The organism is Gilliamella sp. W8136, from assembly GCF_016101285.1.
In the GTDB taxonomy this organism is placed as follows: Bacteria; Pseudomonadota; Gammaproteobacteria; order Enterobacterales; family Orbaceae; genus Gilliamella; species Gilliamella apicola_N.
Genome location: NZ_JACFQU010000008.1, coordinates 135,710 through 149,277, shown reverse-complemented (window position 1 = coordinate 149,277; position 13,568 = coordinate 135,710). Strand labels below are relative to the sequence as shown.

The following is a 13,568-nucleotide window of genomic DNA, read 5'->3' as shown; positions in this document are numbered from 1 at the left end:
ACCACATTAAGCACAATTAATTATAGGATATACCATGCAAGATAAATTACAAAAGTTATTAGATGAATATCAAGAAAACTATAACAGATTTACCTATGGTCATTATTTAGATCCCAATAATATTGAAGATGCAATAAAAACAGGTTTGGTGGGGTGTTATTACTTAGACCAGGGGTATCTACCTGAAAAGCGCCAAGCAATCGGTCAGGTTTTGGCACTATATGATAAATATTGGGGCGATAAGCTAAAGTTTGGTTTTTTTGATGGAAACCCTAACCAACTGCATCCATATCAAAAGTTCAGTATAGATAAAAAGCAAGAGCTTATTAATAACTATGCTTTTGAGACATTAAATTTTTTTTGGAGTAATGTTGATAATTTAGAGTTTGTTCCAGAATATTTTATTGAGACCTTTTCAAAACCAGAGTGGTATGAAAAATTACATCAGGATATAACTTATGTTCAACTCTATTTACCTATATCGGAACTTAAAGAGTTTGGCGTAGAGCAATTAATAGCGTTAAATCAACAGATAAGCGAAATATTACAGCCAATGCATGGATTTTTTGGATTAGGCATCCAACATAGTCATGAGTATTACGATTATCAATATTTAGAGTATGAACTGGCGCATCAGTTTTTGGGATTAGACATTTCTAACGATGAAGACGATGAACACCTTAGAGAAGGTTTTAAATGTATCAACTGGTTAACCATACTCAGTGACCAACTTATAACCGATAAATTAGGCAGCCTTGAGGCGCTAAAAGAGCGTAATAGTGATAACGAGATCCGTTTTTATCCTTACGCCGGAGGCGTGGTTGTTCGGGCAGGTGAAGTACCTGAGTTGGGTGATGTAGCAAGAAATCCCTATCCTAAGCACTATGTTAATGTTAATGCTTTATTGAAACCCGCACGAGCACCAGAAATTGCCTCATTAGGTTTTGGCTCAATAAACGGTGAAATTCGTTTTAATAATCGAACCTCAAAAGAGTGGCAATGTCGGTTTGATGATGTAGAAGCAACGGATACTACAGTAAGTCATGAGCCACAATCAGCGGAAGTTATTAATATGGATTCAAAAGTTCGAATTAGCATTCAAACCGGTCAATTATGCCCACATACGGGCGTTTATTCTTCCAAAATCAATGGCAAGATTGAGTATCGGGAGTTAATCCAAGGTCATAAAGTTGAGCCATTTATTGATAGTGAAACGCAACAAGTCCATAACGATGTAACTTGGCAACTGTTACGTCGGGAAGATGGTGGAAATGTCTATCGTGATTAACCCAAGGCTGAGCAGTGAATGAAAAATAAATTACAAAAGTTATTAGATGAATATCAGGAAAACTATAACAGATTTACCTATGGTCATTATTTGGATCCCAATAATATTGAAGATGCAATAAAAACCGGTTTGGTGGGGTGTTATTACATAGACCAAGGTTATCTACCTGAAAAGCGTCAAGCAATAGGTCAGGTTTTGGCGCTATATGACAAATATTGGGGCGATAAGCTAAAGTTTGGTTTTTTTGATGGAGACGCCAACCAACTGCATCCTTATCAAAAATTCAGTATAGATAAAAAGCAAGATCTAATTAATAATTATGCATTAGATGTGTTGAATTTTTATTGGAGTAACGTTGATAATATGGAATTTGTTCCAGAATATTTTATCGAAACCTTTTCAGAACCAGAGTGGCATGAAAAATTACATCAGTATATAAGTTATGTTCAACTCTATTTACCTATATCCGAACTTAAAGAGTTTGGTGTAGAGCAATTAATAGCGTTAAATCAACAAATCTGCGAAATATTACAGCCAATGAATGGATTTTTTGGATTAGGCATTCAGCATAGTCATGAGTATTATGATTATCAATATTTAGAATATGAACTGGCGCATCAGTTTTTGGGTTTAGATATTTCTAATGTTGAAGCCGATAAGAACTTTAGAGAGGGTTTTAAATGTATCAACTGGTTAACCATACTAAGTGACCAACTTATAACCGATAAATTAGGCAGTCTTGAAGCGTTAAAAGAGCGTAATAGTGATAACGAGATCCGTTTTTATCCTTACGCCGGAGGTGTGGTTGTTCGGGCAGGTGAGGTTCCTGAACTCGGTGATGTAGCAAGCAACCCCTATCCTAAGCACTATGTCAATGTTAATGCTTTATTAAAACCCGCACGAGCACCAAAGCTTGGCTCATTAGGTTTTGGTTCAATAAACGGTGAAGTTCGTTTTAATAATCGAACCTCAAAAGAGTGGCAAAGTCGGTTTGATGATGTTGAAGCAACGGATATTGCAGTAAGTCATGAGCCACAATCAGCGAAAGTTATTAATATGGATTCAAAGGTTCGAATTAGCATACAAACTGGTCAATTATGCCCACATACGGGTGTTTATTCTGCCCAGATCAATGGCAAGATTGAGTATCGAGAGTTAATCCAAGGTCATAAAGTTGAGCCATTTATTGATAGTGAAACGCAACAAGTCTATAACGATGTAACTTGGCAACTGTTACGTCGGGAAGATGGTGGAAATGTCTATCGAAATTAACCCAATACAGAGCAGTTAATGAAAAATAAATTACAAAAGTTATTAGATGAATATCAGGAAAACTATAACAGATTTACCTATGGTCATTATTTAGATCCGAATAATATTGAAGATGCAATAAAAACAGGTTTGGTGGGGTGTTATTATTTAGATCAGGGTTATCTACCCGAAAAGCGCCAAGCAATAGGTCAGGTTTTGGCACTATATGATAAATATTGGGGCGATAAGCTAAAGTTTGGTTTTTTGGATGGAAACCCCAACCAACTGCATCCTTATCAAAAATTCAGTATAGATAAAAAGCAAGATCTAATTAATAATTATGCATTAGATGTGTTGAATTTTTATTGGAGTAACGTTGATAATTTGGAGTTTGTTCCAGAATATCTAATTAAAACTTTTTCAGAACCAGAGTGGTATGAAAAATTACATCAAGAAATAAGCTATGTTCAACTCTATTTACCCATATCCGAACTTAAAGAGTTTGGCGTAGAGCAATTAATAGATTTAAATCAAAAGATAAGCGAAATATTACAGCCAATGCATGGATTTTTTGGATTAGGCATCCAGCATAGTCATGAGTATTACGATTATCAATATTTAGAGTATGAACTGGCACATCAGTTTTTGGGATTAGATATTTCTAATGTTGAAAGTGATTTGCGTTTTCGTAGTGGTTTTAAATGTATTAACTGGTTAACCATACTCAGTGACCAATTTATAGCCGATAAATTAGGCAGCCTTGAGGCGCTAAAAGAGCGTAATAGTGATAACGAGATCCGTTTTTATCCTTACGCCGGAGGCGTGGTTGTTCGGGCAGGTGAAGTACCTGAGTTGGGTGATGTAGCAAGAAATCCCTATCCTAAGCACTATGTTAATGTTAATGCTTTATTGAAACCCGCACGAGCACCAGAAATTGCCTCATTAGGATTTGGTTCAATAAACGGAGAAATTCGTTTTAATAATCGAACCTCAAAAGAGTGGCAATGTCGGTTTGATGATGTTGAAGCAACGGATATTGCAGTAAGTCATGAGCCACAATCAGCGCAGATTATTAATATGGATTCAAAGGTTCGAATTAGCATACAAACCGGTCAATTATGCCCACATACGGGCGTTTATTCTGCCAAAATCAATGGCAAGATTGAGTATCGGGAGTTAATCCAAGGTCATAAAGTTGAGCCATTTATTGATAGTGAAACTCAACAAGTCCATAACGATGTAACTTGGCAACTGTTACGTCGGGAAGATGGTGGCAATGTCTATCGTGATTAACCTAAAACAGAGCAGTGAATGAAAAATAAATTACAAAATACGTTCGAAGCAAGACATGTAGCATATAGCAACAGGTAAGCGAGTAAAGCTCGATTTTAATGATAGTTAGGACAAAAAACAATGAATGGAATGAGTGATAAAAAAACCGCAAAACCAACAACTGCAGGGCGTAGTACTGCCACAACTCGTGATGATGCATCCGAATTAGGTACAGTTTTATTAGTAGATAATGCTGTCGATATTTTTTATTTATGTAATAAAATGCAAGCAGCAAAAAATTCCCCCTATATTTGTAAAACAAATAATACGCCACGATATCAACGACAAGTAACCATGTGGATTAGGCAAGATGCTGCAAATTTTGGGTATCAATTCCCATATTGTGGTGAGGTAGGATACAACATGACCACTAACCCTCCAACGCCATTAATGAGTAACAGTGAACCGTCTCGACCAAGTTATTGGCCCGTATCTAAATATCAAATGATCTATCGTGAATACCGCGAAGCAAATATATATGGTGACCCAACAGGAGGTTATCAATTTGATTTTGGTGGCGTTAACGTGGTTGATTCTATGGTTAATAAAACAACACTTGAAAACGAGTTATCGCTAAAAAGAAGTAGTGATAATGACATTGAAAATGGATATCGAACACTCGATCCTGAGAAAGCAAATGAGCGGTTTCCAAATGGACGAGGTATGATTCGTATTCCTGACGTAATTAGAAAAAAGGATCATACTTTAACCGGTGAAAAAGGTTATCATCCTGATAATATTAATACTGTTATTGAAATAAAATTTCCTGGGGATAAACTTACAAAAGAACAACGAAGTGCTTATTTAAAAATTGCTAGTAATAAAATTAAAAAATTGCGTTTAATGACGTTAAAGCAATGTGAATTCCGTAACCGCAAAGATAAAGAAGAAGAGATGCTTACCAAGGCTAAAAAAGAACCACTTTATCAAACTGTTGGCGAAACCGCTATGGCCAATACCAAATCAGTACTTAGCATTGAACAGCGCATGCAGCTTGAATATGATGCTATATACAAGCATATTATTAAATGGGTCAAACAACAAGAGATTGAGTACAGCCGTCCACAATTAGTAGCAATTGATGATTCCAACCAAAAAAGATATGCAGAAGCTTGGCAACGTTATGAACAACGGCATGAGATGATTGTTAACTATCCATTAGCTTCAGTTGGCATTGCAAGCATGTCCGCAATGGCTGGTGCTTTCGTTACTGGAACCTCGGTTACCGAAATAGCCACTACAACAACAGTAGTTCGTAGTGGGGCTAAAGTCATAGAGTTTACCCCAATAACAAAAGCCACAGTAGCAACCGTTGGAGCAGCATCTTTGCCATTAGCAGCCGAGCAGGGAATGACTAATAATTATGTATTAGAGCGCAATGGGCAGCTTACCTATTATCCAGAATTTAATGAACAAGAAAAGCTTAAATATGAAGATGATCGCCTTATTGAAATTGATTATCGTTATCAGCAGAATTCAGACTTTAATAAAATAAACAGAACAATAGAATATATCGATGATTCTGCCGAAGCTAAGCAAAATAAGGACAGATTTCGGTTGGATAAAAACAATTATAAAATTCATTACTATCCATATCGACAACAGTTTTATTACTATTTTACTCCCGGCGATGAACCTACAGGTTTTGAAGGCAATTGATAACCACTAAGCACAATTAATTATAGGATATACCATGCAAGATAAATTACAAAAGTTATTAGACGAATATCAGGAAAACTATAACAGATTTACCTATGGTCATTATTTAGATCCCAATAATATTGAAGATGCAATAAAAACCGGCTTGGTAGGGTGTTATTATTTAGACCAAGGTTATCTACCTGAAAAACGTCAAGCAATCGGTCAGGTTTTGGCGCTATATGATAAATATTGGGGCGATAAACTAAAGTTTGGTTTTTTGGATGGAAACCCCAACCAACTGCATCCTTATCAAAAATTCAGTATAGATAAAAAGCAAGATCTTATTAATAATTATGCATTAGATGTATTGAATTTTTATTGGAGTAATGTTGATAATTTAGAGTTTGTTCCAGAATATTTTATCGAGACCTTTTCAGAACCAGAATGGTATGAGAAGGTACATCAAGAAATAAGCTATGTTCAACTCTATTTACCCATATCCGAACTTAAAGAGTTTGGCGTCGAGCAATTAATAACGTTAAATCAACAGATCAGCGAAATATTACAGCCAATGCATGGATTTTTTGGTTTAGGTATCCAGCATAGTCATGAGTATTACGATTATCAATATTTAGAGTATGAATTGGCACATCAGTTTTTGGGTTTAGACATTTCTAATGTTGAAAGTGATTTGCGTTTTCGTGGTGGTTTTAAATGTATTAACTGGTTAACCATACTCAGTGACCAACTTATAACCGATAAATTAGGCAGCCTTGAGGCGCTAAAAGAGCGTAATAGTGATAACGAGATCCGTTTTTATCCTTACGCAGGAGGTGTGGTTGTTCGGGCAGGTGAAGTGCCTGAGCTCGGTGATGTAGCAAGCAACCCCTATCCTAAGCACTATGTCAATGTTAATGCTTTATTAAAACCCGCACGAGCACCAGAGCTTGGCTCATTAGGTTTTGGTTCAATAAACGGTGAAATTCGTTTTAATGATCGAACATCAAAAGAGTGGCAAAGTCGGTTTGATGATGTCGAAGCAACGGATATGATAGTAAGTCATGAGCTACACTCAGCGGAAGTTATTAATATGGATTCAAAGGTTCGAATTAGCATTCAAACCGGTCAATTATGCCCACATACGGGTGTTTATTCTGCTCAGATCAATGGCAAGGTTGAATATCGGGAGTTAATCCAAGGTTATAAAGTTGAGCCATTTATTGATAGTGAAACTCAACAAGTCTATAACGATGTAACTTGGCAACTGTTACGTCGGGAAGATGGTGGAAATGTCTATCGTGATTAACCCAAGGCTGAGCAGTGAATGAAAAATAAATTACAAAAGTTATTAGATGAATATAAGGAAAACTATAACAGATTTACCTATGGTCATTATTTAGATCCCAATAATATTGAAGATGCAATAAAAACAGGCTTGGTAGGGTGTTATTATTTAGATCAGGGTTATCTACCCGAAAAGCGCCAAGCAATAGGTCAGGTTTTGACGCTATATGATAAATATTGGGGCGATAAGCTAAAGTTTGGTTTTTTTGATGGAAATTCTAACCAACTGCATCCTTATCAAAAATTCAGTATAGATAAAAAACAAGATCTTATTAATAATTATGCATTAGATGTATTGAATTTTTATTGGAGTAATGTTGATAATTTAGAGTTTGTTCCAGAATATCTAATTAAAACTTTTTCAGAACCAGAGTGGTATGAAAAATTATATCCAGATGTAACTTATGTTCAACTCTATTTACCCATATCCGAACTTAAAGAGTTTGGCGTAGAGCAATTAATAGCGTTAAATCAACAAATCAGCGAAATATTACAACCAATGCATGGATTTTTTGGATTAGGTATCCAGCATAGTCATGAGTATTACGATTATCAATATTTAGAGTATGAACTGGCTCATCAGTTTTTGGGTTTAGATATTTCTAATGTTGAAGGTGATGAGCACCTTAGAGAAGGTTTTAAATGTATCAACTGGTTAACCATACTCAGTGACCAACTTATAACCGATAAATTAGGCAGTCTTGAGGCGTTAAAAGAGCATAATAATGATAACGAGATCCGTTTTTATCCTTACGCCGGAGGTGTGATTGTTCGGGCAGGTGAAGTGCCTGAGTTGGGTGATGTAGCAAGCAACCCCTATCCTAAGCACTATGTCAATGTTAATGCTTTATTAAAACCCGCACGAGCACCAGAAATTCTTTCACTAGGTTTGGGTTCAATAAACGGTGAAATTCGTTTTAACAAACGAACTTCAAAAGAGTGGCAAGGTCGGTTTGATGATGTCGAAGCAACGGATACTACAGTAAGTAATGAACCACAATCAGCGCAGATTATTAATATGGATTCAAAGGTTCGAATTAGCATTCAAACCGGTCAATTATGCCCACATACGGGCGTTTATTCTGCCCAGATCAATGGTAAGGTTGAGTATCGGGAGTTAACCCAAGGTCATAAAGTTGAGCCATTTATTGATAGTGAAACGCAACAAGTCTATAACGATGTAACTTGGCAACTGTTACGTCGGGAAGATGGTGGAAATGTCTATCGTGATTAACCCAAGGCTGAGCAGTGAATGAAAAATAAATTACAAAAGTTATTAGATGAATATCAGGAAAACTATAACAGATTTACCTATGGTCATTATTTAGATCCCAATAATATTGAAGATGCAATAAAAACAGGTTTGGTAGGGTGTTATTACTTAGATCAGGGTTATCTACCCGAAAAGCGTCAAGCAATCGGTCAGGTTTTGGCACTATATGATAAATATTGGGGCGATAAACTAAAGTTTGGATATATTGACGGTGAACCAAATAATCTAATTTCTTATACGCAAACAACATTACATGAAAAAATTAATCAAATTAATCTAGCAGGAACAGATAATATTTGTTTTTATTGGAGTAATGTTGATGATTTAGAGTTCGTTCCAGGATATTTATGCAATGCCTATTCAAGAGCAGAATGGTATGAGAAGGTACATCAAGAAATAAGTTATGTTCAATTCTATTTACCCATATCAGAACTTAAAGAGTTTGGCGTAGAGCAGTTAATAGCGTTAAATCAACAGATCAGCGAAATATTACAGCCAATGAATGGATTTTTTGGATTGGGTATCCAGCATAGTCATGAGTATTACGATTATCAATATTTAGAGTATGAACTGGCACATCAGTTTTTGGGTTTAGACATTTCTAATGTTCAAGCTGATAAGCGCCTTAGAGAAGGTTTTAAGTGTATCAACTGGTTAACCATACTCAGTGACCAACTTATAACCGATAAATTAGGCAGTCTTGAGGCGCTAAAAGAGCGTAATAGTGATAACCAGATCCGTTTTTATCCTTACGCAGGAGGCGTGGTTGTTCGGGCAGGTGAAGTGCCTGAGCTCGGTGATGTAGCAAGCAACCCCTATCCTAAGCACTATGTTAATGTTAATGCTTTATTAAAACCCGCCCGAGCACCAGAAATTCTTTCACTAGGTTTGGGTTCAATAAACGGTGAAATTCGTTTTAACAAACGAACCTCAAAAGAGTGGCAATGTCGGTTTGATGATGTAGAAGCAACGGATACTACAGTAAGTCATGAACCACAATCAGCGCAGATTATTAATATGGATTCAAAGGTTCGAATTAGCATTCAAACCGGTCAATTATGCCCACATACGGGCGTTTATTCTGCCAAAATCAATGGCAAGATTGAGTATCGGGAGTTAATCCAAGGTCATAAAGTTGAGCCATTTATTGATAGTGAAACGCAACAAGTCTATAACGATGTAACTTGGCAACTGTTACGTCGGGAAGATGGTGGAAATGTCTATCGTGATTAACCCAAGGCTGAGCAGTGAATGAAAAATAAATTACAAAAATTATTAGATGAATATCAAGAAAACTATAACAGATTTACCTATGGTCATTATTTAGATCCGAATAATATTGAAGATGCAATAAAAACAGGCTTGGTAGGGTGTTATTATTTAGACCAAGGTTATCTACCTGAAAAGCGCCAAGCAATCGGTCAGGTTTTGGCTCTATATGATAAATATTGGGGTGATAAGCTAAAGTTTGGTTTTTTTGACGGAGACGCCAACCAACTGCATCCTTATCAAAAATTCAGTATAGATAAAAAGCAAGATCTAATTAATAATTATGCATTAGATGTGTTGAATTTTTATTGGAGTAACGTTGATAATATGGAATTTGTTCCAGAATATTTTATCGAAACCTTTTCAGAACCAGAGTGGCATGAAAAATTACATCAGTATATAAGTTATGTTCAACTCTATTTACCTATATCCGAACTTAAAGAGTTTGGCGTAGAGCAATTAATAGCGTTAAATCAACAAATCTGCGAAATATTACAGCCAATGAATGGATTTTTTGGATTAGGCATTCAGCATAGTCATGAGTATTATGATTATCAATATTTAGAATATGAACTGGCGCATCAGTTTTTGGGTTTAGATATTTCTAATGTTGAAGCCGATAAGAACTTTAGAGAGGGTTTTAAATGTATCAACTGGTTAACCATACTCAGTGACCAACTTATAACCGATAAATTAGGCAGTCTTGAAGCGTTAAAAGAGCGTAATAGTGATAACGAGATCCGTTTTTATCCTTACGCAGGAGGCGTGGTTGTTCGGGCAGGTGAGGTTCCTGAACTCGGTGATGTAGCAAGAAACCCCTATCCTAAGCACTATGTCAATGTTAATGCTTTATTAAAACCCGCACGAGCACCAAAGCTTGGCTCATTAGGTTTTGGTTCAATAAACGGTGAAATTCGTTTTAATAATCGAACCTCAAAAGAGTGGCAATGTCGGTTTGATGATGTCGAAGCAACGGATATAACCGTAAGTCATGAGCCACAATCAGCGAAAGTTATTAATATGGATTCAAAGGTTCGAATTAGCATACAAACTGGTCAATTATGCCCACATACGGGTGTTTATTCTGCCCAGATCAATGGCAAGATTGAGTATCGAGAGTTAATCCAAGGTCATAAAGTTGAGCCATTTATTGATAGTGAAACGCAACAAGTCTATAACGATGTAACTTGGCAACTGTTACGTCGGGAAGATGGTGGAAATGTCTATCGTGATTAACCCAAAATAGAGCAGTTAAGGAGATACTAAATTAAAAGAGATACAACCTATGAGCATAAAAGACTTTTATAAAATCCAGAAAGAAGTTGAAAATAGATCTTGGCGTCATCAGCCAACGAAACCTGTCTTACCTTGTTTGGGCAATGAATTTATTGCAATTCGAGGCAAGATAGAGCGAATTGATAAAGAAGTAGAAAAAGCAGGATTTGAAATTGAGTCTTATGAGCATGTAAAAAAGAGTATTCAAAAAATGCACGAAGGGGCAAAAATAGGCGCAATTCTTGGTACATTACGTGGTCAATATGGTTTGACGGGCGGTGCATATGTTGAGCCTCTTTCGCGTAAAGCTAATTTTGTCAATGTACAGATTAATAATGAGATTTATCGAGGTTGGGTAGGTGATTGCCCGTTTGAAGCAGGAGATGAAGTTGAAGTAGTAGTTGAATGGCAAAACGACCACTACGAACTGTATGCCATTGCAAAGCCAGACGAACGAATAATCAGTGTCTGTCCAAACTGTTTTAGAGGGCGCTGGGCCTATTTCTTTTATACTTTTCCCCGAGCTATTATTACTTTATTAATAATATCGCTAGTAATGACTGGCTTCTATATACACTATAATGACTTGGATAGCGTATTGACATTAAATAAAGAATATAAAAGATACATTTCATTTTCCACATTTTTTTTCGGTAGTGTTACAACTTTAGGTTTATATATGGCAATAAAAGACAGTTTAACAACAAAAGTCAAAATTGCTGAACAAATATTTAAAGCACTAAACCTAGAAAAACTAACAAGGATTGATTTAAGGAAAAAAACTAACAGAAAAGTACGAAGACTAAAACGACAAGGAACATATCAATTAAATTCTCTCAAACCTAAAATTATTTTATTAACATGGATGAATGATAATTATCTATTTTATTATTAAAAATAATAATTATTGTGAATGAAATTATGAGCATAAAAACCTTTTATAAAATTCAAAAAGAAGTTGAAGATAGATCTTGGCGTCATCAGCCAACGAAACCTGTCTTACCTTGTTTGGGCAATGAATTTATTGCAATTCGAGGCAAGATAGAGCGAATTGATAAAGAAGTAGAAAAAGCAGGATTTGAAATTGAGTCTTATGAGCATGTAAAAAAGAGTATTCAAAAAATGCACGAAGGGGCAAAAATAGGCGCAATTCTTGGTACATTACGTGGTCAATATGGTTTGACGGGCGGTGCATATGTTGAACCAGCTCGTATTAAAGCTAATTTTGTCAATATACAGATTAATAATGAGATTTATCGAGGTTGGGTGGGTGATTGCCCGTTTGAAGCTGGTGATGAAGTTGAAGTAGTAGTTGAATGGCAAAACGACCACTACGAATTGTATGCCATTGCAAAACCAGACGAACGAATAATCAGTGTCTGTCCAAACTGTTTTAGAGGGCGATGGGCCTATTTCTTTTACACTTTTCCTCGTACAATAATTATATGGTTTATATCTCTTCTTGTGATAACCTTTTTCATGTCTAATAGTATTGATGAATTATTATCATTGAACAAATCTTTTCTGAATAGGGTATTGGTTATAGCATATAATATGGGTTTCATTGCTATTTTAGGTTTATATATGGCAATAAAAGACAGTTTAACAACAAAAGTCAAAATTGCTGAACAGATATTTAAAGCACTGAACCTAGAAAAACTAACAAGGATTGATTTAAGGAAAAAAACTAACAGAAAAGTACGAAGATTAAAACGACAAGGAACATATCAATCGAATTCTCTCAAACCTAAAATTATTTTATTAACATGGACGAATGATAATTATCTATTTTATTACTAAAAATAATAATTATTGTGAATGGAATTATGAGCATAAAAGACTTTTATAAAATTCAAAAAGAAGTTGAAAATAGATCTTGGCGTCATCAGCCAACGAAACCCGTTTTACCCTGTTGGGGCAATGAATTTATTGCAATTCGAGGCAGGATAGAGCGAATTGATAAAGAAGTAGAAGAGCATGGATTTGAAATTGAATCTTATGAGCATGTAAAAAAGAGTATACAAAAAATGCGCGAAGGGGCAAAAATAGGCGCAATTCTTGGTATATTTCGTGGTCAATATGGTTTGACTGGGGGGGCATATGTTGAACCGCCATCGCGTAAAGCAACTTTTGTCAATGTACAAATTAATAATGAGATTTATCGAGGTTGGGTAGGTGATTGCCCGTTTGAAGCAGGTGATGAAGTTGAAGTAGTAGTTGAATGGCAAAACGACCACTACGAACTGTATGCCATTGCAAAGCCAGACGAACGAATAATCAGTGTCTGTCCAAACTGTTTTAGAGGGCGCTGGGCCTATTTCTTTTATACTTTTCCCCGAGCTATTATTACTTTATTGATAATATCGCTAGTAATGACTGGTTTCTATATACATTATAATGACTTGGATAGTGTATTGACATTAGATGAAGAATATACAGAATATATTTCAGTACTCACATTTTTTTTCGGTAGTCTTACAACTTTAGCTTTATATATGGCAATAAAAGACAGTTTGACAACTAAAGTCAAAATTGCTGAACAGATATTTAAAGCACTAAACCTAGAAAAACTAACAAGGATTGATTTAAGAAAAAAAACTAACAGAAAAGTACGAAGATTAAAACGACAAGGAACATATCAATCGAATTCTCTCAAACCTAAAATTATTTTATTAACATGGACGAATGATAATTATCTATTTTATTACTAAAAATAATAATTATTGTGAATGGAATTATGAGCATAAAGACTTTTATAAAATCCAGAAAGAAATTGAAGATAGATCTTGGTGTCATTAACTAACCCTTGTTGTTTAAAGCGTTAATTTCTTTCCTTAGTATATCCCTAAGGTTGGTAAACAGTTATCTAATAGTTTATTCTTTCTTAAATATTCC

General features: G+C 35.5%; 12 protein-coding genes. 11 read left to right on the top strand and 1 reads right to left on the bottom strand.

Annotation, left to right across the window (positions count from 1 at the left end; genetic code table 11):
- The first annotated feature begins 34 nt into the window (after window positions 1–34).
- From H3T96_RS06985 to H3T96_RS06975, 3 genes are read left to right on the top strand one after another with little or no spacing between them, the layout of a single operon-like run.
- Window positions 35–1,288 (top strand): type VI immunity family protein, encoded by a 1,254-nt coding sequence (locus H3T96_RS06985; RefSeq protein ID WP_144091874.1) that lies wholly within the window; start codon window positions 35–37, stop codon window positions 1,286–1,288.
- An 18-nt stretch (window positions 1,289–1,306) separates the two neighbouring features.
- The gene (locus H3T96_RS06980; protein WP_144091875.1) at window positions 1,307–2,560 is read left to right on the top strand and encodes a type VI immunity family protein; all 1,254 of its coding nucleotides are present in this window, start codon (window positions 1,307–1,309) and stop codon (window positions 2,558–2,560) included.
- 18 nt (window positions 2,561–2,578) lie between these two features.
- Window positions 2,579–3,832: a type VI immunity family protein gene (locus H3T96_RS06975; protein WP_144091876.1), complete on the top strand. Its 1,254-nt coding sequence runs from the start codon at window positions 2,579–2,581 to the stop codon at window positions 3,830–3,832.
- Between the two features lie 580 nt (window positions 3,833–4,412).
- Here H3T96_RS06975 and H3T96_RS15060 read toward each other — a convergent pair.
- Window positions 4,413–4,508, bottom strand: a complete 96-nt coding sequence (locus tag H3T96_RS15060) for a hypothetical protein (RefSeq protein ID WP_370545721.1) — start codon at window positions 4,506–4,508, stop codon at window positions 4,413–4,415.
- Between the two features lie 26 nt (window positions 4,509–4,534).
- Between H3T96_RS15060 and H3T96_RS15055 the strand changes: the two genes are divergently transcribed.
- From H3T96_RS15055 to H3T96_RS06935, 8 genes are read left to right on the top strand one after another with little or no spacing between them, the layout of a single operon-like run.
- Window positions 4,535–5,530, top strand: coding sequence for a VRR-NUC domain-containing protein (locus H3T96_RS15055; RefSeq protein ID WP_144091878.1), 996 nt, complete (start codon window positions 4,535–4,537; stop codon window positions 5,528–5,530).
- A gap of 34 nt (window positions 5,531–5,564) precedes the next feature.
- A complete protein-coding gene (locus H3T96_RS06965; RefSeq protein WP_144091879.1) occupies window positions 5,565–6,818 on the top strand; it encodes a type VI immunity family protein in 1,254 nt (417 codons plus the stop codon).
- A gap of 18 nt (window positions 6,819–6,836) precedes the next feature.
- The gene (locus H3T96_RS06960) at window positions 6,837–8,090 is read left to right on the top strand and encodes a type VI immunity family protein (protein WP_144091880.1); all 1,254 of its coding nucleotides are present in this window, start codon (window positions 6,837–6,839) and stop codon (window positions 8,088–8,090) included.
- Between the two features lie 18 nt (window positions 8,091–8,108).
- Window positions 8,109–9,362 carry a type VI immunity family protein gene (locus H3T96_RS06955; RefSeq protein WP_144091881.1) on the top strand — a complete coding sequence of 418 codons (1,254 nt, stop codon included), beginning with the start codon at window positions 8,109–8,111 and terminating at the stop codon, window positions 9,360–9,362.
- Between the two features lie 18 nt (window positions 9,363–9,380).
- Window positions 9,381–10,634 (top strand): type VI immunity family protein, encoded by a 1,254-nt coding sequence (locus H3T96_RS06950; RefSeq protein WP_144091882.1) that lies wholly within the window; start codon window positions 9,381–9,383, stop codon window positions 10,632–10,634.
- A 49-nt stretch (window positions 10,635–10,683) separates the two neighbouring features.
- A complete protein-coding gene (locus tag H3T96_RS06945; protein ID WP_144091883.1) occupies window positions 10,684–11,568 on the top strand; it encodes a putative type VI secretion system effector in 885 nt (294 codons plus the stop codon).
- A 26-nt stretch (window positions 11,569–11,594) separates the two neighbouring features.
- Window positions 11,595–12,473 (top strand): putative type VI secretion system effector, encoded by an 879-nt coding sequence (locus tag H3T96_RS06940; protein WP_144091884.1) that lies wholly within the window; start codon window positions 11,595–11,597, stop codon window positions 12,471–12,473.
- A 26-nt stretch (window positions 12,474–12,499) separates the two neighbouring features.
- The gene (locus H3T96_RS06935) at window positions 12,500–13,384 is read left to right on the top strand and encodes a putative type VI secretion system effector (protein WP_144091885.1); all 885 of its coding nucleotides are present in this window, start codon (window positions 12,500–12,502) and stop codon (window positions 13,382–13,384) included.
- Window positions 13,385–13,568: the final 184 nt, after the last annotated feature.

Bases quoted from the DNA above. Each gene is read 5' to 3' on its own strand.
- H3T96_RS15055 (WP_144091878.1), top strand. From the start codon at position 4,535: ATGATTCGTATTCCTGACGTAATTAGAAAAAAGGATCATACTTTAACC.
- H3T96_RS06945 (WP_144091883.1), top strand. From the start codon at position 10,684: ATGAGCATAAAAGACTTTTATAAAATCCAGAAAGAAGTTGAAAATAGA.
- H3T96_RS06960 (WP_144091880.1), top strand. From the start codon at position 6,837: ATGAAAAATAAATTACAAAAGTTATTAGATGAATATAAGGAAAACTAT.
- H3T96_RS06935 (WP_144091885.1), top strand. From the start codon at position 12,500: ATGAGCATAAAAGACTTTTATAAAATTCAAAAAGAAGTTGAAAATAGA.
- H3T96_RS06955 (WP_144091881.1), top strand. From the start codon at position 8,109: ATGAAAAATAAATTACAAAAGTTATTAGATGAATATCAGGAAAACTAT.
- H3T96_RS06940 (WP_144091884.1), top strand. From the start codon at position 11,595: ATGAGCATAAAAACCTTTTATAAAATTCAAAAAGAAGTTGAAGATAGA.
- H3T96_RS06965 (WP_144091879.1), top strand. From the start codon at position 5,565: ATGCAAGATAAATTACAAAAGTTATTAGACGAATATCAGGAAAACTAT.
- H3T96_RS06950 (WP_144091882.1), top strand. From the start codon at position 9,381: ATGAAAAATAAATTACAAAAATTATTAGATGAATATCAAGAAAACTAT.
- H3T96_RS06980 (WP_144091875.1), top strand. From the start codon at position 1,307: ATGAAAAATAAATTACAAAAGTTATTAGATGAATATCAGGAAAACTAT.
- H3T96_RS06985 (WP_144091874.1), top strand. From the start codon at position 35: ATGCAAGATAAATTACAAAAGTTATTAGATGAATATCAAGAAAACTAT.
- H3T96_RS06975 (WP_144091876.1), top strand. From the start codon at position 2,579: ATGAAAAATAAATTACAAAAGTTATTAGATGAATATCAGGAAAACTAT.